This window comes from Ruegeria aquimaris, assembly GCF_025751555.1.
GTDB classification, from domain to species: Bacteria; Pseudomonadota; Alphaproteobacteria; order Rhodobacterales; family Rhodobacteraceae; genus Ruegeria_B; species Ruegeria_B aquimaris.
The window spans coordinates 427946-447157 of the sequence record NZ_JAOWLB010000002.1 but is presented as its reverse complement, the minus strand read 5'-3'; the positions used below and the strand labels follow the sequence as shown (position 1 = coordinate 447157).

The following is a 19212-nucleotide window of genomic DNA, read 5'->3' as shown; positions in this document are numbered from 1 at the left end:
TGCTTATTCGGTCAGCGCTGCGACCTCCAACCGGTAGGCGGGCGCATAATCAGGCGCGCCATTCTGCGCCCGCCAAAGGCAATAGGCCGCCATGCGCCAGTGGAAAAAGGGTTTCAGCGCCTGATACCGGTCGGTGACCGCAGGATCGGAATATGTGGCAAGAAAGGATCGTTCTTCTGCGCCGGTCAGCGGCTTGCCGCGATAGACATGCTGCATCGCAGGGGACAGGAAGATCGCAATATCCTCGACCGGGTCACCAATCGCGGGGCATTGCCAGTCGATCAACACCACCCCGTTTGCGTCCAGCAGAATGTTACCCGGAACCGGATCGCCATGGATCAGACAGCTGCGCCCTGGTGGAATCACCTCCCCGGCGGGGCGCAAACGTTCGAGTTCGACGCGCGGCTCAGCGCCGCATAATGCCAAGATGCGTTCCGCATGAGCAAGCAGGTCGCGGCTGCCGTTGCAGCCGCGCGGCAAGTCCAGGTCCGTGTTCAGGGCATGCAGCCGGGCCATTGCCTGTGCGGCGCGTTGCGTATCGTTTCGCCAGGGCGTGCCCGGGGCATGGTCATAAAGCGCCCAGGCCTGCTCCGCGAACTCACCGCTTGCGCGCAATCTTGGCGTAAGGCCGGTTTCGGCAAGCCGCTCGAGGCAGGCTCTCTCGGAGACAGGATCGTTCCGGAACAGGGGATTGAGGAAATCCGTCCGGTAGAGTTTCAGGACAAGATCGCCGTCACGGCCATGCAGGCGCCAGACCCGGTTGGTACGGCCACCGTACAGGGTTTCAAAACTGTCGCTGGCACCGGAAAGACCCCGCGCGCGCAAGTCCGCGACAAGGTCCGCTGGCGGGTTTTGGTCTTTCTGGTGCAGGGCGGGCCTCGGTCGTTTGGTCGGGCCGGATTGCCCTGGGCGACGGTACCGCGCCCAGTTTACCCATTGGCACGTACCGCCGTCACCGTCGAGGCCAAGATTGCCTGACCGCCATCAAGGATCAAGATCACTTCGCCATCTTCGATCTGTGCTTCGGTCACAGGATGATAAACGGCGCTTGCTTCCTCCAGCAACAACTCATCACCCTGATAGCTCTGGATCGCAAAGCTGTAGAGGCCTTCGGGCCGGGCTGCGCCGTTGTCGTCCAAGCCGGTCCATTCGACGGGCTCGGCCGAGATCGGAACCTGGAACCGGTCGACAACCTCGCCGTCATCGTCACGCACAACGATGAATGCCTTGTCCGCTGCCGCCAGCGGCGCGGGTGAAATCGTTACCGGCTGACCCGAGAAATGCGCCGGGGCAATGGCGCGCGCCTCTTTGCCGATCCAGCTGGACAGGCGGGCCATGTCCGTTGCGCCCAGTTGCTGAACCAGCGCGGTAAGCGTGTCATTGGTCTTTGTCTGCTGCTCGACCATCGAGAACTGGGCAAGCTGCGATGCGTATTCCGACGAATCCAATGGCTCCAGCGGGTCCTGGTATCGGGCTTGGGTCGTCAGCATGCGGATGAACGTGTCGAAATCCGACACGCCGCTCTTTGCATCGGCTTGCGGCGAACGCTGTGTCGGGGCGGCGCTCTGGTTTGCGGAGTGTACCGGTGCGGTCATTGTCAAAGCCTTATGTCCAAACCGTTTGCGATGATGCGCGGTGGGCTCGTTTCCTGTGCCCCGGGCACGGTTTCAGGTGGTTGGGAATCTACTTGGGGCCGATTCCCGGTTTGTTGCCGGTCGGTGCCAAACCCGTTCTGTGATCCGCCAAAACTGAAGGTCACGTCGCTGTACCCCATTGCGCGAAACTCGGTGGCAAGCTGGTCGATATGGCGCCGCAACAGATCCAGGGTTTCAGGCCGGTCTGCGACAATCGCCATCATCAAACCGCCGTCACGCATCTTGAGCGACATCTGGACCGATCCGAGTTCTTGCGGGTCCAGTCTGATGTCGACCTTCCCGGCCTCGGCCGAGCCTGCAACAGCGCTTGCCATCTGGTTGGCGATATGTCGGGCGGTTTCCGTTGGGGCCGTTGCCATCGCTGGGATTGCCGATATTCCGGTCACATGGGGCGACTGGGCGCTTTCCCTGGCGCCAGTAACGGACGCGATGACATGGTCATGATCCCGCTCCCACCGCCAGCCATCCAGCGCGCGTGTCGCTGCGTTCCCGGCATCGTCTGCCGACAACGGCGGGGCGGCGACGTTTGTACGAGCGGCCGAAACCGGTTCGGAGAGCGGTTGCCGGACCGTGTCCCTAATGGTTGGTGCGGACCCGGGATCGGGCGTAATGGCTTGGCTCGCCCCGGTTTCGAGTCTGCTGATATGGGGCGCGGGCTGTAACGGCAGGCGGGCCGAGCGTTGCTGGCCGGAAATCGGCCAATGAGGGACCTCAGACGCGTCGTCAGCTTCGGCGGAAATCGAGTTCGCCGGGCGAGGTTCTGCCTGATCCGGTCTCGCTGGCGGCGGTTGCCCTGGGCCGGTTTGGCGTGAGTTGCCGGAAACAGACAGGGGTTCGCCCTCCGGAGATATCGCCAAAGTCGTCGAATCGATCGAGCTTTGTTGACTGCCGGTCGGCTGTTGCCCGGCTGCGGGTCCGGGCGCCACGGTGCCGGGCTCGAAGCGTTCCGGCTTGCCCTCGGGCGAGGGCGGGTACACGGCGTGTTGCGGGCGCGGGCGCGCGGGGATCTCGGCGCGGGCGCTTGGGTGACCGCCGTCATCTTCGGCCTCGGCGGAGACCGGGTTCGCCGGGCGAAGCTCTGCCTGATCTCGCCTGGCTGGCGGCAGTTGCGCTGGGTCGGCTTGGCGTGCGCGATCGGGAAATGCGAGGGGGTCACCCTCCGGGGAGATTGCCGACGCGGCGGATTTGATTGGGCTTTGTTGCGCGTCAGCAGGCTGTTGCTCGGGTGCAGGCCCGAGCGCCATGGTGCTGCGCTCGACGCGTTCCGGCCTCCTCTCCGGCAGGGGCTTGTCCAAGGCATGTAGCGCTCGCGCACGCACGGGGATCTCGGTCGGAGCGCGCGGATGGCCCCGTTCATCGGAAACCCTGGCGGCGTCAGGCGTTCCCGACATCAGGGGCCGATCAGTGGATTGACCCGGTGGCAGAGGGACGGCGGATGGTTTTTCAGCCAGTTCCGTGGTGGGGTGGAGTACTTTTCCTTGCCCGGTTTCCGGTGTCGCGCCAGACCAGGTAACGCGTTGGTCTTCGGGGTGGCCCGTGTGGCCCCTGACAACAGGGTCCTGTGCGGACGGCTGGCGCGTCACATCAGCCATTGCCTTTGTCGCGGCCCGGACATGGGTGTGGATTTCTCCGACACCAAGCTCGGAATGATCGCCACCTGCCGATTCGGGAGATGTGGCATGCACCGGTACTGATCCGCTCTCGTTGTCTCCGTCGTGGCTATCCGGTTCGGGGTCATCCCCCAATGGTCGCGGTGCCTGTGCTTCGGTTCCGTTTGCCTTGTCCTGCTTGGTCGGGATCGTGCCCTGCCGTGCAAATACGCTCAGAAAGTCTGCGGACGGAGCGTCGGCGCGGGGCTGACCCAGCCCCGTGCTCGTGCCGGTTGTGCGACCGACACCGGTCGACGAAGAAAGTTGGGGAAAGGTCGAAAATTCCATGCGAAACCCGTTTGCTGACTTGGCGATCATTGCGGCAATCCGGTTACGTTTTTTTTAACCGCTTTTCAGTCTGATCGGGAAAGTTCGAAACAATTTCGAGGTTCTCCATGGAGATTTCCCACATATCCCGGTCGCGGATTCCAGTCGCTCCGGATCCCGCGGCATCCCCCCTGCGCGAGGCCGCGGTCCGGCTGGAGGCGACCTTTCTTGCCGAAATGCTCAAGGCCGCTGGTCTGGGGCAGGCGCGCGGCGAATTCGGTGGCGGCGCGGGCGAGGACCAGTTCGCCACCTTTCTGGTCCAGCGACAGGCAGAACACATAGCCCAGACCGGAGGAATCGGTCTGGCAGAAACCTTTTTCAATGCTCTGAAGGAAACCCAAAATGGCACATGACGCCCTGAACGACCTGCTCACGTCGCTCGATTCGCTGCTTGAGCAGGAGCGATCCGCGCTTGTCAGCGGCGAACTCGATCAGCTTGGCCCGATGACGGACGAGAAGGAAAGGCTGGTCGCGCGGATTAATGCTTCCGTCGATCTCACGCCCGAGCAACTGGCGCCGCTGCACCGAAAGGTGACCCGCAACCAGGCGCTGCTGAACAGCGCTCTGGAGGGAATCCGGTCGGTTGCGCAGCGTATGGCCGAGCTGCGCCGGGTGCGTCAGGGGCTCGAGACCTATGACAGCGCCGGGCAAAAGCACCGGTTCAGCGCCACGCGAAGCGCACAGCTGGAAAAACGGGCCTGAGGTGGAATTGAGTCAAATTCGCCGAATGGGGCAGAGGCGTCTTAGCGATCCATTAGGAGATCGGGGACAATGGTGGCCTCGCACCTCGGAATGAGTGTGGCGCGAGACCGGTTCCCGGACTTTCGCACTCGTCAGAAAGACGTTTCCGAACGCCTGAACGGGCGGATGCAAACCCGGGCCAAAGGCCCACAAGATCAAAGGATGATGCTATGTCCAGCATTCTGACGAACAATGGCGCCATGGTTGCGCTGCAAACCCTCAAATCTGTCAACATGAACCTGGGTCAGACCCAGAACGCCATCTCGACCGGCAAGAACGTGGCCACCGCCAAGGACAACTCGGCCGTCTGGGCCATCTCGAAAGTGATGGAATCCGACGTCAAGGGGTTCAAGGCGATCAAGGACAGCCTGAGCCTGGGTGAATCGACCGTCGCCGTTGCCCGCAACGCGGCTGAAACCGTGACCGATCTGCTGACCCAGATGAAGGGCAAGATCGTTGCCGCACAAGAGGACAACGTTGACCGCACCAAGATCAACGCCGACGTCACCGCGTTGAAGGATCAGATCGCGGCCGTGGTCGGCGCGGCCCAGTTCAACGGGCTTAACCTGGTTGACGGAACCGCGGCTTCGGCTTCGGTTCTGGCCTCGCTCGACCGTGACAACTCGGGGAATGTGACGGCCTCGTCGATCACGGTTACCGGTCAGAACCTGTCCACCGGTGGCTATACCGCCAAGGCCGTGTTCGATGCGACGAACACCGATGGTGTATCAGCGGACGGTCAGGACAGCTTTGGCTTCTCGCTGGATGCCAATGGCGGCACCGACGACAACGGTCAGATCGAGTTCGAACCGCAGGGCACAGCCGCATATGCGGCAGGTGACAGCTTCACCATTCGTCTTGGCGATACCGAGGTGAGCTATACCGTCACCGCCGAAGACATCGCGTCGACTTCCCAAGCGGATGTGATCGCAGTTGGCATGAAGGCGGCGATCGAGGCCTCCGGCGCGAATGTTACGGTGGACTACAACGCCGCGAACTCGGGTCGGCTGGTGATTACCAACGATGGTACCGACAGCCTGCACGTTTCGGGCCAGTTCTCCAACGCCAACTCTGGTGGTCTGGGTGCGCTGGCGGCAATTGACGTGTCGAACTCCGCTGGTGCGGCAGCCGCTCTGGGCTCGATCGAAACCCTGATCGATACCTCGATCGACGCAGCCGCAGCCTTTGGTTCGGTTCAAGGGCGGATCGAGACGCAAAAGACCTTCATCTCGAACCTGACCGACTCGCTCAAATCGGGCATCGGTTCGATGGTGGATGCGGATATGGAAGAGACCTCGGCGCGGTTGCAGGCGCTGCAGGTGCAGCAGCAGCTGGCGGTTCAGTCGCTGTCCATCGCCAACCAGGCGCCGCAGTCGATCCTGTCGCTGTTCCGCTAAGCGGCCCGGCCGGGGCAGTCATGCCCCGGTCCCCCCCTGCCGACATTCCCAAGAGTAAGGACATCACGTGAACGCGCTTCTTCAGGCACGCCAGGCTTATTCGGCCGCTTCCGCCCCGATCCGGACACCGCGGAACATGGAATACGAGGTTCTGTCCAGAATCACCCATCGCATGCACAGCGCGGCCAAGCGAGGCAACGCCGGGTTTGGGGCCCTGGTCGAGGCCCTGCATGAAAACAACCGTCTGTGGGGCGTCCTGGCCGCCGACGTGGCCGACAGCGCCAACAGCCTGCCGACCGATCTGCGGGGGCGGCTGTTCTATCTGGCCGAATTCACCCAGGTCCACACCAGCAGGGTTCTTCGCCGCGAGGCATCCGTTCGGCCGCTTCTGGAAATCAACACGGCCGTATTGCGCGGCCTTCGCAACGGAGGGTCGGCGGCATGAGTGGTCTTGTCCTGAAACTCGCGCCCAAGGAACGGGTGCTGATCAATGGAGCGGTGATCGAAAACGGGGATCGCCGTGGCCGGTTGTCGATCATGACGCCCGACGCAAACATCCTGCGCCTGCGCGATGCGATCCACCCCGAAGAAGCCACGACCCCGGTGCGCCGCGTGTGTTATGCCGCCCAGCTTATCCTGTCGGGCGACAGCGATCCATCCGCCGCCAAACTGTCGCTGTTGCGGCGCATAGAAGAGTTGAGTCAGGTTTTTACAGATCGGGACAGCCGCAAGATCCTGTCTGAGGCGACCGAAGCCCTGGTGGCGGAACACTACTACAAGTGCCTCAAGGCGCTGCGCGGCCTGTTGCCGCGAGAGGAGCGTATCCTGGCGCTGCGCCCGCAATGAGTTTTCAGCCGGTCCTGATTTCAAGCGGGATCGCGGGCTGGCGGTTCTTGCAGCGAACATATGACAGCCAGCTCGAGAGTTTCTCGAAATCCGCCGCGCGCAACCGTGAAGCCGATTATTTCGCGGAAAAGATCGGTAGTGTCAAAAGCGCCGAAGATCTCGTATCGGACAGGCGTCTTCTGCAAGTGGCACTCGGGGCGTTCGGCCTCCAGGATGATATCAACAATACCTATTTCATCCGCAAGATTCTTGAGGATGGAACCACATCATCGGATGCGCTGGCCAACAAATTGTCGGACAAGAGGTACCGTGAATTCTCCAAGGCGTTCGGCCTTGGCCCAGGCGAGATCCGGACCACCGGGTTGGTGACCTTCATGGAGGACATTGTCGCTCGCCACGAAGCGGCCGGTTTCGAAACGGCCATTGGCACCCAGGATGAAAGCATGCGCATCGCGCTTTATGCACAGCATGAACTAAAGACCCTGGCCGAGGATCGCTCGGGCGAGAACGCGAAATGGTTCACCCTGATGGGCGTGCCGCCGCTCAGGCAGATGATGGAAACCGCGCTGGGCCTGCCTTCGGGACTGGGGCGGATCGACATCGACCAGCAGCTGGAGATCTTCAAGGATAAGCTACAGGCACTGACCGGATCGGATTCGGTGTCGCAGTTCACCGATCCGGACGTGGTGGAAAAGGTTACCATCGCCTATCTGGCACGCGCCCAGATCAGCAGCCAGGCAATTGGAACCTCGGCCGCGCAAAACGCGCTGACCCTGCTGGGCGGCGCGTTTGGCTGAGGTTTTCCGGTCGTGTCGGGCAGCAGCCGGTTCCCTGCCTGAACATGTTCAGGCGGCAATCGCGTAACAGCTGACCGGCTGGGTCACATTGTGCAGGGTGACAGCGCCCAGCGAGAGGCAATCGCCGCAAACCGGGCGAATGTCCTCTGACACCACGATCCGGTGCCGTGTCGATTTACCATAGTCGCCCAGACGGGCGGCCAGATTGGCCGCCTGGCCGATCACCGTGAAATCCAGCCGTTCGCGCGATCCGACATTGCCATAGGTCACCTGGCCATAGGCAATCCCGATGGCACAATCGAGCTTTGGTGTGCCCTCGGTGCCCTGGCCCAGGGTTGACACGATGCGGGTCGCCGCATTCAGCGCGTTTCGCTGCGCGGTCTCGGCGGTGTCCGCATTCGGAAACACCGCCAGGACCGCGTCGCCGATGAACTTCAGTACCTCACCGTCATGCGCGTGTACGATATCCGACACGGTTTCGAAGAACCGGTTCAGCAGGGCGATGTATCGGGCGCGGCCCATCTGCTCTTCCAGCCGTGTCGAGCCACGCAAGTCACAGAACATGATGGCGGCGTCGATATCGTCGCCGTCGCCGCGCCGGATGTCACCGCCCAGCACGCGCGCGCCGGTGCGCTTGCCGACATAGGTTTCCAGCAGCGCGCGCGCATTCTCGGCCTGCGTGAACACCTCGTAGTAGCGTCCGATCACCGCCGCGCATTCGAACACCAGACCCAGATTTGCGGTGGTGAACCCGTCGGGGTGATCGCAGGTCAGGGTGAGTACATTTGTCCGACCGTCCGAAAACGGCATCGGCATCGCGACATAGTCGGTCGCCCCGCGCGCTCTCAGGTCTCCGATGATGGGAAAGCTGTCCTGGGTCGTGTCGCCATTCAACCGTTGCCGCACGCCGCCCAAGCCGTTCGAGACATGCCGCAGCGGGCTGTTCTGATAGGCGGGATTGTCGTACACCTCGTAGGTGGGGGCATAGGTCGAAATCTCGGTCTTGCCCTTTTCCCAGATGTAGTGCTTGCCCGCGATCTGCGGATGCAAGGACCAGACCATCACGCCCAGGCGGGACACGGCGATACCGTGTTCCAGCATCTTTTCGGCCAGCGCCAGGGTGAATGCCTCGGGGCTGCGGATTTGCGACGCCCGGCGCATCAGCCAATCGACCAGCGGCCCGCTGATATGGCCGGGATCGTCCTCGCGCAGCTCATTCTCGCCCAGATCCATATGCGTGTAGGCGCCGGGCATGAAACCGACATGACCCCGAATGCCCTCGCTTTCCGGCAGGGGGTTTTCATAGGTCCAGGCCGCGTTTTCCACGCGCTCGTCCTCCAGCAACAGGTCACAATAGCTGGCTGTGCCTTTGAACGGGCAAAAGGTCTGCAACTCGGATCGCTCACCAAGGCGCACCAGGACGTCCTCTCGCGGAACATAGACGGTTGGCGGCAACCGGGTTTCGTACATTACCCTTGCACGGGATGTCACGGCCAGCAGCGTATTGCCCCGGTAAACCTCGACACGGCCCTTGAGTGGTTCGGTCCGGATGCCATAACCTTGACTCAGCGACGTGGCATGGACGTTCATGAGCGGCCTCCTTCTTACCAATCCTGCCAAAGGATGGGCGGTCAGGCTCCGGAATCCAAGAGCACGCGCGGGGATTTTACCGGTGGATAGCGGATGCGACTTCTTCTGATGACAGTTCTTGGCATGACCCTGGCTGGGCCGGTTGCCGCGCAATACAAGAAACCGTGGCAGCCGACACGCGACCAGTGCATCTGCATCGCGGTATGCCAGGCGCGTGAAAACCCGGGCCGGATGATCAGCCAGCCGGGCTATGGCTGTCCGCATATCCGCGACGAGCTGATCATGGACAACATGGCGCGCTGCAAATGCCCGGCCTGGACACCGAAGACCCCGGCCAAGCCCGAGCCGGGGCGACCATCGCCCAATCACTGAGCCTCAGACCATCTGGATGACGGATTTCTCGATTGCCAGCATGTAACCGCGCTTGGCGATGTTCTTGACCAAAAGCGCACTGATCATCTGGTTACCCAGCGTGTCGCGCAATCGCTTGATCCGGGTCGCGCCCGCCGCCTCTTCGCAATCGGCGGCCTCGCGGCCGGAAATCACCGCTTCGATCTGGGCACCTGACAGCACCTCGTCATCCATCCGGGCCTCGGCCAGGACGGCAAGGGTTTCGATGGCGGCCGGGGTCAGCTGGAACTCCATGTTGTTCAGGTACACGGTGTTCTCTTCGCGGCTGATCAGCAGCGAGGTGACCTGAATGCCCGTGCGCTCGATCTGGGCCATACGGCGGTTGATCAGCACCAGCATTGCCAGAAACACCAGCGCCGCGATCATCATCGCGCTGGCAAAGACCAGCAGGACAAAGATTACCATGCGATAGCTTGACAGGGTATCGGCAAAGGCGGTGCCGGACTGGGCGAGAATTTCCAAGAGCCGGATCTCGGCCTGGGTGGTCAGATCGTTTTCGATAAACACCCGCTCGACCCGCGCGTTGAACGCGTTGGCGTCGGGAAGGGTAAGGAACAGGAAGGTGGCGGTCGTGGCCAGGATGACCACGATCGCCGCGATCCCCATCCCGATCAGCCGCGTGCCCGAGCGGCGCGCCTCAGAAACGGAGAAAATAGGGTCCGGCATCGGCCTTCCTCTTGTCCAGGCCTTCGGGACCGAAGACAGAGATCACGTTCAGAAGGGTCCAGCCGGCGGCCTGAAGGCGCGCGGCGACTTCCGGAGCGGCCTGACCGGCGGAACAGGTGGCGACCTGCATGACCCCGTAGTGCAGACGCAGGGGTTGCTCTTGCTTGGCCTTGTAATCGGCATAGCAATCGTCGGCGCGGGCCGGAACCGGAAGTAGGGTAAGGGCCAGAATGGCCAGTATCGGGACGATGTGTTTCATGCCGCTCATCCTGCGCCCGAAGCCGGGGATATTCAATAACAACAGGGCGATGCGGGCTTTGATATCGGATAACACGGGGGCGATATTGCTTGTCGGACGGGGCCGGTCCCAGGTTGGCGGCATCACAAACACGCCCTTTGATGCGGGGCGCCCCAATCACCGCTGCACAGGAGTTCGCCATGCACCGCAAGTTCATCGCCCTCGTCGTATCCACTGCCATTGCCGTTACCGGTGTCTCGGTCAGCCAGGCCCGGGCCGCAGATGCAAAGGACATTCTGGGTGGGCTTGCCGCCGTTGCCATTCTGGGCGCCGCGATCTACCACTATGACAAGAAGAAGGAGCGCCGGAGGCAGCAGCAAGAGCATGTCTCGCGCAATCCAATCCATCCTTATCCGATCCCGCAACCCAAACCCAACACGCATGGCTATCCCAAGCCGCGCCCCTTGCCCCAGGACATCGCCCGCTACAATCTGCCATCGCACTGTTTGCGCGAGGCGGAAGGGTATCGCGGCGCCGGGCCGGTTCTTGGGGCGCGCTGTCTGTCGCGCAACTACAAGTATTCCGAAAGCCTGCCGGAGCAGTGCAAGGTCGCCTATTGGAATGGCGAGCGGACCCGCACGGCCTATGAGCCCAACTGCCTGCGCAAGTATGGCTACAAGGTCGCCTACAACTATTGAATCGAGCAGCATGACGCGAAACGCGTCCACGGGCAGGGGGTACGCCTCCTGCCCATTTTTGCTTGTCTTGTTGGCGGAATTACGGTTTTCCAAAGAGATGATCTATCCGGATTTCGAACTTGAAAAGGCGCTTGCCGCGCGTGGCTTCCTCCGCATCGCGGGGGTTGACGAGGTGGGGCGCGGCCCGCTGGCGGGTCCGGTGGTGGCCGCCGCCGTGGTCCTGAATGCCGAGGCCATTCCCGAAGGGCTGAACGATTCCAAGAAGCTGACAGGCAAGCGGCGGGGCTTGCTGAACGATCTTCTGAGGCAAGCCGCCGAGGTCGCTGTTGGAGAAGCAAGCGTCGAAGAGATCGAAGAGTTCAACATCCTGCGCGCCTCGCACATGGCGATGCGGCGCGCAGTCGAGGCACTGGGCCCGCCGCCCGACTTTCTGCTGATTGATGGAAACATGATCCCACAAGGGGTCGACATTCCGGCGCAGCCGGTGGTCAAGGGCGACACAAGGTCGGTGTCGATTGCGGCGGCCTCAATTGTGGCAAAAACATGGCGCGACAAGCTGATGGTGGATTTGGCGCAACAGCATCCCGGCTACGGTTGGGAGCGGAACGCCGGATATCCGACGCCCGAGCATCGTGCTGCCCTGCAACATCTTGGCCCAACCCCACACCATAGGCGTTCGTTCAAGCCGGTGCACAAGATATTGTATCAAGAGTAAATTGTAACCTGCTGATTCAAAAAAGAATTTGACCGCGAATCCGGTTTGACTCATCCTGTCATCAACCAAATGAGCGCAAAAGCGCCGTGGAACTTGAGGCAGTATATGACGACCATAAAGACTCAGGGCGCAACCGCGCTCCCGTTAAACACGATTCTATCCGGCGATTGCGTCGAGGTGATGAACTCATTGCCTGCGGCCTCTGTCGATCTGATCTTTGCGGACCCGCCGTATAACCTGCAACTCAAAGGCCAGTTGCATCGCCCGGACAACAGCCAGGTCGACGCGGTCGACGACCATTGGGATCAGTTTTCCAGCTTTGCCGCCTATGACCGGTTTACCAAAGACTGGCTGAAAGCCGCGCGACGGCTGCTGAAACCGAATGGCGCGATCTGGGTGATCGGATCTTATCACAACATCTTCCGTGTCGGCTCGGCGCTTCAGGATGCGGGCTATTGGATCCTGAACGATGTGGTCTGGCGCAAGTCGAACCCGATGCCGAATTTCCGCGGCAAGCGGTTTACCAACGCGCATGAGACGATGATCTGGGCCTCGAAATCCGAAGGTGGCAAGTACACGTTCAACTACGAGGCGCTGAAGGCGCTGAACGAAGGGGTGCAGATGCGCAGCGATTGGGTCATGCCGATCTGCACCGGCCATGAACGGCTGAAGGATGAAAACGGCGACAAGGCGCACCCGACGCAAAAGCCCGAGGCCCTGCTGCACCGGATTCTGGTCGGCTCGACCAATCCCGGTGACGTGGTGCTTGACCCGTTCTTTGGTACCGGCACCACCGGGGCGGTCGCCAAGATGCTGGGACGCGAGTTCATCGGCATCGAGCGTGAGGAAGCCTATCGCAAGGTTGCCGAAAAACGCATCGCCAAGGTGCGCAAGTTCGATCGCGAAGCCTTGCAGGTCTCGGCAAGCAAGCGCGCCGAGCCGCGCATTCCCTTTGGCCAGCTGGTCGAACGCGGCATGCTGCGCCCGGGCGAAGAGCTCTACAGCATGAACCAGCGGCATAAGGCCAAGGTCCGCGCTGACGGCACCCTGATCGGCCAGAACATCAAGGGCTCGATCCATCAGGTCGGCGCGTTTCTGGAAAACGCGCCCTCGTGCAACGGCTGGACCTATTGGTGTTTCAAGCGCGACGGCAAGGTGGTGCCGATCGACGTGCTGCGCCAGCAGATCCGTTCGGAACTGGCAAACTAACCTCGCAAGATCCCAAGCATACCGCCGGTGCCTGTGGCCTGACACATGGCACTACACCTTGCCCCGCCGTATCCCGGCGGGGTTTTTTTCAGTGTCGCACCCGGTTTGCGGTTGCGGTTATCATGCCTATCTCGACCGCAGGAACGAGGAGCCGACCGAAATGGCCGATATCACTGCCCCGGCGCGCCGACGCGAGCGTTTTTTCTTTACCCAGCCGGACGAGTTCGATCTGGACAACCGCTTCACCGAGGCCGCGCTGGAACGGCACAAGCGCGAGGGGCTGGAACTGGCCGTGCGCGCCCGCTGGGTGGCGATGCTGGTTATCGCGGTGCTGCTGATCTTCGTCAATCCGCAGTGGGAGGTTCTGTATTATCACGGCATTCTCGGGCTGATCGCGCTGAACGGCTGGTTCATCCGCCGCGCCGGACGGGTGGGCCAGTCGCGTACCGAGCTGTTCCTGATCTTTGTCGACCTGTTGATCATGACCCTTGGCATGGTCCTGCCCAATCCGTTTTCCCAGGACATCAGGCCGTTGGCCGGGCAGTACTGGTTCGACAATTTCCAGTATTTCTTTGTGATCCTGGCAGCGGGCACGCTGGCCTATTCCTGGCGCACGGTGATTGCGATCGGGACATGGACCACGGTGATGTGGACGACCGGCTGGCTCCTTGCCTGGTGGCTGTCCACGCCCATCCCCGAGTTGTCCGAGCGCGCCGCAGCGGCCTTTGCCAATTTCCCGGACGTCGCCGAGCACATGGACCCCAACAGCTTCATGCCGGAACTTCGGGTGCAGGAAGTGGTGGTCTTTCTTATCGTTGCGGTCACGTTGGGTATCTCGGCCCGGCGCTTTAACCGGCTATTGATGAACAACGCGGGGCTGGAACGCGAACGCGCCAACCTGTCGCGCTATTTCTCGCCCAATGTGGTCGATGCGCTCAGCCAGAATGACGAGCCGCTGAAACAGGTGCGGCAAGAGGATATCGCGGTCCTGTTCATCGACATCGTGGGCTTCACCCGCTTTGCCGCCGGTCGCGATCCCTACGAAGTGATCGAGGTGCTGCGCGGGTTTCATGCCCGGATGGAAACGCAGGTGTTCCGTCACCACGGCACGCTCGACAAATACCTGGGCGACGGGCTGATGGCGACCTTTGGCACGCCGGTGGCAGGCGAGCGCGATGCCACCAATGCGCTGGCCTGCGCCCGTGAGATGGTGGTCGAGATCGAAAAGTGGAATCGTGACCGGCGACGGGCGGGTGAGCCAGAAATTCATGCCGGGATCGGATTGCACTTCGGACCCGCGGTTCTGGGCGATATCGGTGCCAACCGGCTGGAGTTTGCGGTGATCGGCAACACGGTCAACGTCGCCGCCAAGCTGGAGGCGCAGACCCGCCTGTGCGGCGCGGGCATCGTGATCAGCGACGAGCTGCGCGATCGGATACTGCAGGAGAACCAGGGCGGCGACAAGTTGCTCGACGGTTTCGGCAAACACGAGAATGAATGCCTGCCCGGCATCGGCGATCCGATGACGGTCTGGACGCTCTGAAAGGGCGGGCCGCTCCCGCCCGTCGGCCGGCGCATCGCAGATGCGCCACCTCCCGTTGGGCCGGGCGGCGCGCGCTGCGCGCCGCGGTTCAGCGCGGGGCCGGGTTCAGCGCCTTGTTGTAGGGTTTCCAGTCGGAAATCTCGGGGTAGTATTGCCGCCGCCAGGCGCGCACGCGCGGGTTCATCACCCGCCGCCACAGCGGCGGGATCATCGCCGCAACGGTCATGACCGGATAACCATAGGGCAGTTGCGGCGCGTCCGCCTCGGTATGGTTCTGCAACAGCGGAAACCGGCGGTCGGGCTTGTAGTGATGGTCGGAATGGCGTTGCAGGTTGATCAGCAGCCAGTTCGACGCCCGTTTTGCCGAGTTCCAGGAATGGCGCGGTTTGACATGTTCGTACTTGCCCTCGCCCAGGTGTTTCCGGGTCAGCCCGTAATGTTCCACGTAGTTGACCACCTCAAGCTGCCAGATCGCGGTACCGGCCTGCACCAGGAACAGGCCCAGACCAGCCCAACCGCCGATCAGCCCCGCAAACGCCAGCATCCCCCCCTGCAAGGCCCAATAGCGCCAGAACGGGTTGGCCGGATCGGTCCAGTTCCTGTCCTTGCGCGCCAGCATCTCGCGCTCGGCACGGAAGGCCGAGCGCAGGCATTGCACCAGCACCCGGGGATAGAACCGGTGAAACCCTTCGTTATAACGCGCGGTCACCGGGTCACGCGGGGTGCCGACATAGCGGTGATGCACCAGCAGGTGTTCGGACCGGAAATGTGAGTAGAGCACCATGGCCAGCAGGATATCGCCCAGCCAGCGCTCGAACCGGTCCTTCTGGTGCATCAGCTCGTGGGAATAGTTGATCCCGATGGTCCCGGTGATCACCCCGACGCCGAAGAACAGCGCGATCCGTTCGCCGGTGGAAAGGTGGTCGGCGCGGGTGGCGTACCAGATCAGGCCGTAGAGCGTGACGAACTGCACCGGCACCCAAAGCTTGGTCAGCAGGATGTACCAGCCCAGCGCCTCTTCACCAGTCTCCGGATCAGCGTTTTCCAGGTTCTCGCCCGCCGCCTGGTCAAGGGCCGCAAAGGCCCACCAGGTCGACAACGGCACCGCCAGCAGCCACCAACCGCCCTCGGTTGCCGCAAACCAGACCAACGGCGCCAGCAGGTAGGATATCCAGAAGGGCAGGGCGCTTTGCCAGCGCGAGAGTTTCTCCGGGGCGATCATCGGACACTCCACAACAAACTGCCTGAATCCTAGACGTTTTTCCGGTCTCTGCCCATCGGTCTATTGGCCGCGCCACAGATCGTATGCCTTGCGCATCACAGTGGGCAGGTCCGAGGGGCGGAAGGCGTGCTTGTCGACGATATGCAACCCCTCGGGCGGCGGTCCCTTGGGCAGTTCGGCGCAGTGGATGCGCAGGATCAGGTGGAAATGGGTAAAGGTATGGCGTACCTCGCCCGCCAGTTCGCGCCACTCTGCCTTGAAAGGGGGGGCGGGGTCAGGGGCTTCGGACCAGTCCGAGCCGGGCCAGCCCAGCATCCCGCCCAAGAGACCGCGATCGGGCCGCCGCTGCATCAGCCAGCCGCCATCGGAGCGCTGCGCCAGATAGACATGGCCAAGGCGCACCGGTTTCTCCTTTTTCGACGCCTTGCGCGGCAGGTCGGGCGCGGTCCCACGCGCGCGCGCCAGGCAGGGGTCGCGCAGCGGGCAGATGCCGCAGGCGGGCGACTTCGGGGTGCAGATCGTGGCACCCAGATCCATCACCGCCTGGGCATGATCGCCGGGTCTCTCGATGGGGGTCAGGTCGGCGGCCCGCGCCTTCAATTCGGGTTTTACGCCCGGTAGCGGTTCGTGAATGTCATAGAGCCGCGCCATCACCCGTTCGACATTGCCGTCGAGCACGGTCTCCGCGCGGTCGAAGGCAATGGCGGCAATCGCAGCGGCGGTATAGGGGCCGATACCGGGCAGTGCGATCAGGCCATCATATGTATCGGGGAACCGGCCAGCATGCTCCTGCACCACCACGCGGGCGCATTTCAGCAGGTTGCGGGCGCGGGCGTAATATCCCAGCCCTGCCCATTCGCCCATTACCGCCTCGTCCGGGGCGGCGGCAAGCGCCTGAACCGTGGGCCACCGCGCCGTAAACCGATGGAAGTAGTCGCGCACCGCAGCAACCGTGGTCTGTTGCAGCATGACTTCGGACAGCCAAACCCGATAGGGATCGGGGCGTATGCCATCGGCACGCGCCGCCGGGCCGACGCGCCAGGGCATCTCGCGGGCATGGGTATCGTACCACGCCAGCAAGTCCGCGCTCACGCCATTGTGTTGCTGATCGCGCACGGAAAATTCTCCCTGACTGTCCGGTTTCGCTGGCGCCGCCGCGCCCGGGACTTAGAATAGCGCCATGAGAGTCGGAGACCAGATGGCACAGAGACGTTCCTCGACCCGCGGCTTCAAGCGTACGGCAATCCTGCTGGGCGACCAGATCCGCCGTGCCGGCGAAAGCCGGGGTTTTGCGGTCAGCCGGGTAGTGACCCACTGGCCCGAGATCGTGGGCCAGGACCTCGCCGCCATCGCCCGCCCGGTCAATATCAGTTATGGCAAGGGTGGCTTTGGCGCCACGCTGACGGTCCTGACCACCGGCGCGCAGGCGCCGATGCTGGAAATGCAGAAGGAACAGCTGCGCGAACGGGTCAACGCCGCCTATGGCTATAACGCGATCAGCCGTGTCCGGATCACTCAGACCGCGCCGACCGGTTTTGCCGAAGGGCAGGCCACATTCGAACACCGCCCCAAAGCCACCTCGTCCGGCCCCGCGCCGGAAGTCGCCGCCGAAGCTTCTCGCGTCGCACAAGGGGCGAAAGATGAAGATTTGCGCGCTGCCCTTGAAAGACTGGCCCAGAGCGTTTTATCGAAGCAGAAATCATAAGAAAGGGCCTGAAATGAGCCGTATGGGAACCGTGATCTGTGCTGCCGTGGCGATTGCCGCTGGCGCTTACTGGCTGAGCCTGCCGTCATCGACCGGCAGCCTGCCCGCCTCGCCGCTGATCGGCAGCGCCGACGCGCAGCAGGCCGAGGTCGATACCTCCACCATTGTAGAGATGGTGCAAGGGGCCGAGGACGCGCCGGTCGAGGTCATCGAATATGCCTCTTACACCTGTCCGCATTGCGCGCGGTTCCACGAGGAGGGGTACAAGCAGCTCAAGGCCGATTTCATCGACACCGGCAAGGTGCGGTTCATCTATCGCGAGGTCTATTTCGACCGCTACGGCCTCTGGGCCTCGATGGTGGCGCGTTGCGCCGGACCCGAGAAATTCTTTGGCATCACCGACCTGATGTTCAAGAGCCAGTCGGAATGGGCCCGTGCCGGTGGTCCGGCCGAGATTGCCGACGAGTTGCGCAAAATTGGTCGCGTGGCAGGCATCGACAATGACAAGCTCGACGCCTGTCTGGGGGATGCGACGATGGCGCAGACTCTGGTCGCCTGGTACCAGGAACACGCCACCCGTGACGAGATCAACTCGACGCCGAGTTTCATGATCAACGGCAAGAAGGTTGAAAACCAGCCCTATGCCGATTTCAAGGCACTGATCGAGGCTGAACTGGCGAACTGATGACACGGGCCGCGCCGCTCTCGGGTCTGAAGGTCGTCGAACTGGCGCGCGTGCTGGCCGGCCCCTGGGCGGGCCAGACCCTGTCGGACCTGGGCGCCGAAGTGATCAAGGTCGAAAGCCCCGCAGGTGACGATACCCGCGCCTGGGGGCCACCCTTCGTGACGCGCGATGATGATGTGTCGGCGGCCTATTTCCACTCGACGAACAGGGGAAAGGCCTCGGTCGTCGCGGATTTCTCAACCCTTGAGGGGCAGGACAAGGTACGCGCATTGGTGCGCGACGCCGATATCCTGATCGAGAATTTCAAGGTTGGCGGGCTGGCCAAATACGGGCTGGATTACGCCTCGCTTTCAGAGATCAATCCTCGGCTGATCTATTGCTCGATCACCGGATTTGGGCAGGACGGCCCCTATGCCCATCGTGCGGGATACGATTTCATCATCCAGGGCATGTCAGGTCTGATGTCGATCACGGGCGAGCCCGAGGGCCAGCCACAGAAATCGGGTGTGGCGATCACCGATATCTTTACCGGCATATATGCGGTCACCGGCATTCTGGCCGCGCTGCACCAGCGCGACCGGACCGGTCACGGGCAGCATGTGGATATGGCACTGCTCGACGTGGCGGTTGCCGTCACCGCCAACCAGGCGTTGAACTATCTCACTACAGGCGAGGTGCCCCCCCGCATGGGCAATGCCCATGTCAACCTTGCGCCCTACCAGGTGTTTGATTGCGCCGACGGCCATATCATCATCGCCACCGGCAATGACCGGCAGTACCAAAGGCTCTGCCGGGTGCTTGGGCTTGATGACATGGCCGAGGCGCCCGAGTTCCAGAAGAATCGCGACCGTCTCGCCAACCGCCGGGTGATGATCGCGCGGCTGAACGGCGCCACCGCGACCCGCGCCAAGGCCGAGTTGCTGGCCGCCTGCGAGGAACAGGGCATCCCTGCCGGCCCGATCAACGACATGGCCGAGGTCATGGCCGATCCTCAGGTGATCGCACGCGGCATGCGGATCGCACTTCAGGGCGTGCCGGGCATCCGCGCACCGTTCCGGTTCTCGGACGCCGATCTGGCGCTGCACCGGCCCGCGCCGAAACTGGGCGAGGACGGCTGA

Annotated in this window: 22 protein-coding genes; 14 read left to right on the top strand and 8 right to left on the bottom strand. The window is 62.6% G+C overall.

The window, feature by feature from the left end; genetic code table 11:
* Window positions 1-3: 3 nt before the first annotated feature.
* From OE747_RS04970 to OE747_RS04960, 3 genes are all read right to left on the bottom strand, one after another.
* The gene (locus tag OE747_RS04970) at window positions 4-825 is read right to left on the bottom strand and encodes an aminoglycoside phosphotransferase family protein (RefSeq protein WP_263827496.1); all 822 of its coding nucleotides are present in this window, start codon (window positions 823-825) and stop codon (window positions 4-6) included.
* 104 nt (window positions 826-929) lie between these two features.
* Complete coding sequence (locus OE747_RS04965; protein WP_263827495.1) at window positions 930-1595, bottom strand: flagellar hook assembly protein FlgD; 666 nt, start codon at window positions 1593-1595, stop codon at window positions 930-932.
* Between the two features lie 2 nt (window positions 1596-1597).
* Window positions 1598-3592, bottom strand: a complete 1995-nt coding sequence (locus tag OE747_RS04960; protein WP_263827494.1) for a flagellar hook-length control protein FliK — start codon at window positions 3590-3592, stop codon at window positions 1598-1600.
* Between the two features lie 107 nt (window positions 3593-3699).
* On the opposite strand from OE747_RS04960, the gene OE747_RS04955 reads away from it, so the two are divergent.
* The 6 genes from OE747_RS04955 to OE747_RS04930 all read left to right on the top strand — a co-directional run bounded on the left by OE747_RS04955 (window position 3700) and on the right by OE747_RS04930 (window position 7412).
* The gene (locus OE747_RS04955; RefSeq protein ID WP_263827493.1) at window positions 3700-3984 is read left to right on the top strand and encodes a rod-binding protein; all 285 of its coding nucleotides are present in this window, start codon (window positions 3700-3702) and stop codon (window positions 3982-3984) included.
* Window positions 3974-4333 carry a flagellar biosynthesis protein FlgN gene (locus OE747_RS04950; protein ID WP_263827492.1) on the top strand — a complete coding sequence of 120 codons (360 nt, stop codon included), beginning with the start codon at window positions 3974-3976 and terminating at the stop codon, window positions 4331-4333. The genes OE747_RS04955 and OE747_RS04950 overlap by 11 nt, the downstream gene beginning before the upstream one ends.
* 209 nt (window positions 4334-4542) lie before the next feature.
* Window positions 4543-5769, top strand: coding sequence for a flagellin N-terminal helical domain-containing protein (locus OE747_RS04945; protein ID WP_263827491.1), 1227 nt, complete (start codon window positions 4543-4545; stop codon window positions 5767-5769).
* Between the two features lie 67 nt (window positions 5770-5836).
* Window positions 5837-6214 carry a flagellar biosynthesis regulator FlaF gene (gene flaF, locus OE747_RS04940; RefSeq protein WP_263827490.1) on the top strand — a complete coding sequence of 126 codons (378 nt, stop codon included), beginning with the start codon at window positions 5837-5839 and terminating at the stop codon, window positions 6212-6214.
* Window positions 6211-6615: a flagellar biosynthesis repressor FlbT gene (gene flbT, locus OE747_RS04935; protein ID WP_263386446.1), complete on the top strand. Its 405-nt coding sequence runs from the start codon at window positions 6211-6213 to the stop codon at window positions 6613-6615. The genes flaF and flbT overlap by 4 nt, the downstream gene beginning before the upstream one ends.
* The gene (locus OE747_RS04930) at window positions 6612-7412 is read left to right on the top strand and encodes a DUF1217 domain-containing protein (protein ID WP_263827489.1); all 801 of its coding nucleotides are present in this window, start codon (window positions 6612-6614) and stop codon (window positions 7410-7412) included. The genes flbT and OE747_RS04930 overlap by 4 nt, the downstream gene beginning before the upstream one ends.
* A 48-nt stretch (window positions 7413-7460) precedes the next feature.
* On the opposite strand, the gene OE747_RS04925 is transcribed toward OE747_RS04930, so the two are convergent.
* Window positions 7461-9002, bottom strand: coding sequence for a DUF427 domain-containing protein (locus OE747_RS04925; protein ID WP_263827488.1), 1542 nt, complete (start codon window positions 9000-9002; stop codon window positions 7461-7463).
* Window positions 9003-9095: 93 nt separating this feature from the next.
* On the opposite strand from OE747_RS04925, the gene OE747_RS04920 reads away from it, so the two are divergent.
* Window positions 9096-9374 carry a hypothetical protein gene (locus OE747_RS04920; protein ID WP_263827487.1) on the top strand — a complete coding sequence of 93 codons (279 nt, stop codon included), beginning with the start codon at window positions 9096-9098 and terminating at the stop codon, window positions 9372-9374.
* Between the two features lie 3 nt (window positions 9375-9377).
* Here OE747_RS04920 and OE747_RS04915 read toward each other — a convergent pair whose 3' ends face one another.
* Together OE747_RS04915 and OE747_RS04910 are read right to left on the bottom strand one after the other, a co-directional pair.
* Window positions 9378-10079 (bottom strand): winged helix-turn-helix domain-containing protein, encoded by a 702-nt coding sequence (locus tag OE747_RS04915; RefSeq protein ID WP_263386450.1) that lies wholly within the window; start codon window positions 10077-10079, stop codon window positions 9378-9380.
* Complete coding sequence (locus tag OE747_RS04910; RefSeq protein ID WP_263827486.1) at window positions 10051-10338, bottom strand: hypothetical protein; 288 nt, start codon at window positions 10336-10338, stop codon at window positions 10051-10053. Before OE747_RS04910 ends, OE747_RS04915 begins: the two co-directional genes overlap by 29 nt.
* Window positions 10339-10517: 179 nt before the next feature.
* Here OE747_RS04910 and OE747_RS04905 point away from each other — a divergent pair, with 179 nt between their 5' ends.
* From OE747_RS04905 to OE747_RS04890, 4 genes are all read left to right on the top strand, one after another.
* Window positions 10518-11015, top strand: coding sequence for a hypothetical protein (locus OE747_RS04905; RefSeq protein ID WP_263827485.1), 498 nt, complete (start codon window positions 10518-10520; stop codon window positions 11013-11015).
* Between the two features lie 97 nt (window positions 11016-11112).
* Window positions 11113-11730: a ribonuclease HII gene (locus OE747_RS04900; RefSeq protein ID WP_263827484.1), complete on the top strand. Its 618-nt coding sequence runs from the start codon at window positions 11113-11115 to the stop codon at window positions 11728-11730.
* A 105-nt stretch (window positions 11731-11835) separates the two neighbouring features.
* The gene (locus OE747_RS04895; RefSeq protein ID WP_263827483.1) at window positions 11836-12939 is read left to right on the top strand and encodes a site-specific DNA-methyltransferase; all 1104 of its coding nucleotides are present in this window, start codon (window positions 11836-11838) and stop codon (window positions 12937-12939) included.
* 160 nt (window positions 12940-13099) lie between these two features.
* Window positions 13100-14482 (top strand): adenylate/guanylate cyclase domain-containing protein, encoded by a 1383-nt coding sequence (locus OE747_RS04890; protein WP_263827482.1) that lies wholly within the window; start codon window positions 13100-13102, stop codon window positions 14480-14482.
* Window positions 14483-14570: 88 nt separating this feature from the next.
* Here OE747_RS04890 and OE747_RS04885 read toward each other — a convergent pair whose 3' ends face one another.
* Together OE747_RS04885 and mutY are read right to left on the bottom strand one after the other, a co-directional pair.
* Entirely contained in the window at window positions 14571-15704 is a 1134-nt protein-coding gene (locus tag OE747_RS04885; protein ID WP_263827481.1) for an alkane 1-monooxygenase, read from the bottom strand.
* Window positions 15705-15764: 60 nt separating this feature from the next.
* The gene (gene mutY / locus OE747_RS04880) at window positions 15765-16820 is read right to left on the bottom strand and encodes an A/G-specific adenine glycosylase (RefSeq protein WP_263827480.1); all 1056 of its coding nucleotides are present in this window, start codon (window positions 16818-16820) and stop codon (window positions 15765-15767) included.
* Between the two features lie 82 nt (window positions 16821-16902).
* On the opposite strand from mutY, the gene OE747_RS04875 reads away from it, so the two are divergent.
* Genes OE747_RS04875 through OE747_RS04865 form a run of 3 tightly spaced genes read left to right on the top strand, consistent with a single transcriptional unit; the run spans window position 16903 to window position 19212 of the window.
* The gene (locus OE747_RS04875; RefSeq protein WP_263827479.1) at window positions 16903-17409 is read left to right on the top strand and encodes a DUF721 domain-containing protein; all 507 of its coding nucleotides are present in this window, start codon (window positions 16903-16905) and stop codon (window positions 17407-17409) included.
* 13 nt (window positions 17410-17422) lie between these two features.
* Window positions 17423-18094 (top strand): DsbA family protein, encoded by a 672-nt coding sequence (locus OE747_RS04870; RefSeq protein ID WP_263827478.1) that lies wholly within the window; start codon window positions 17423-17425, stop codon window positions 18092-18094.
* Window positions 18094-19212: a CaiB/BaiF CoA transferase family protein gene (locus OE747_RS04865; protein WP_263827477.1), complete on the top strand. Its 1119-nt coding sequence runs from the start codon at window positions 18094-18096 to the stop codon at window positions 19210-19212. The genes OE747_RS04870 and OE747_RS04865 overlap by 1 nt, the downstream gene beginning before the upstream one ends.

Excerpts from the sequence above, each read along its gene's own strand:
- OE747_RS04910 (WP_263827486.1), bottom strand. The coding sequence starts at position 10,338 with ATGAAACACATCGTCCCGATACTGGCCATTCTGGCCCTTACCCTACTT.
- OE747_RS04945 (WP_263827491.1), top strand. The coding sequence starts at position 4,543 with ATGTCCAGCATTCTGACGAACAATGGCGCCATGGTTGCGCTGCAAACC.
- OE747_RS04915 (WP_263386450.1), bottom strand. The coding sequence starts at position 10,079 with ATGCCGGACCCTATTTTCTCCGTTTCTGAGGCGCGCCGCTCGGGCACG.
- OE747_RS04930 (WP_263827489.1), top strand. The coding sequence starts at position 6,612 with ATGAGTTTTCAGCCGGTCCTGATTTCAAGCGGGATCGCGGGCTGGCGG.
- OE747_RS04920 (WP_263827487.1), top strand. The coding sequence starts at position 9,096 with ATGCGACTTCTTCTGATGACAGTTCTTGGCATGACCCTGGCTGGGCCG.
- OE747_RS04900 (WP_263827484.1), top strand. The coding sequence starts at position 11,113 with ATGATCTATCCGGATTTCGAACTTGAAAAGGCGCTTGCCGCGCGTGGC.
- OE747_RS04905 (WP_263827485.1), top strand. The coding sequence starts at position 10,518 with ATGCACCGCAAGTTCATCGCCCTCGTCGTATCCACTGCCATTGCCGTT.
- OE747_RS04875 (WP_263827479.1), top strand. The coding sequence starts at position 16,903 with ATGGCACAGAGACGTTCCTCGACCCGCGGCTTCAAGCGTACGGCAATC.
- OE747_RS04960 (WP_263827494.1), bottom strand. The coding sequence starts at position 3,592 with ATGGAATTTTCGACCTTTCCCCAACTTTCTTCGTCGACCGGTGTCGGT.
- OE747_RS04895 (WP_263827483.1), top strand. The coding sequence starts at position 11,836 with ATGACGACCATAAAGACTCAGGGCGCAACCGCGCTCCCGTTAAACACG.
- OE747_RS04955 (WP_263827493.1), top strand. The coding sequence starts at position 3,700 with ATGGAGATTTCCCACATATCCCGGTCGCGGATTCCAGTCGCTCCGGAT.
- OE747_RS04890 (WP_263827482.1), top strand. The coding sequence starts at position 13,100 with ATGGCCGATATCACTGCCCCGGCGCGCCGACGCGAGCGTTTTTTCTTT.
- OE747_RS04865 (WP_263827477.1), top strand. The coding sequence starts at position 18,094 with ATGACACGGGCCGCGCCGCTCTCGGGTCTGAAGGTCGTCGAACTGGCG.
- OE747_RS04870 (WP_263827478.1), top strand. The coding sequence starts at position 17,423 with ATGAGCCGTATGGGAACCGTGATCTGTGCTGCCGTGGCGATTGCCGCT.
- OE747_RS04965 (WP_263827495.1), bottom strand. The coding sequence starts at position 1,595 with ATGACCGCACCGGTACACTCCGCAAACCAGAGCGCCGCCCCGACACAG.
- OE747_RS04885 (WP_263827481.1), bottom strand. The coding sequence starts at position 15,704 with ATGATCGCCCCGGAGAAACTCTCGCGCTGGCAAAGCGCCCTGCCCTTC.
- flbT (WP_263386446.1), top strand. The coding sequence starts at position 6,211 with ATGAGTGGTCTTGTCCTGAAACTCGCGCCCAAGGAACGGGTGCTGATC.
- OE747_RS04925 (WP_263827488.1), bottom strand. The coding sequence starts at position 9,002 with ATGAACGTCCATGCCACGTCGCTGAGTCAAGGTTATGGCATCCGGACC.
- OE747_RS04950 (WP_263827492.1), top strand. The coding sequence starts at position 3,974 with ATGGCACATGACGCCCTGAACGACCTGCTCACGTCGCTCGATTCGCTG.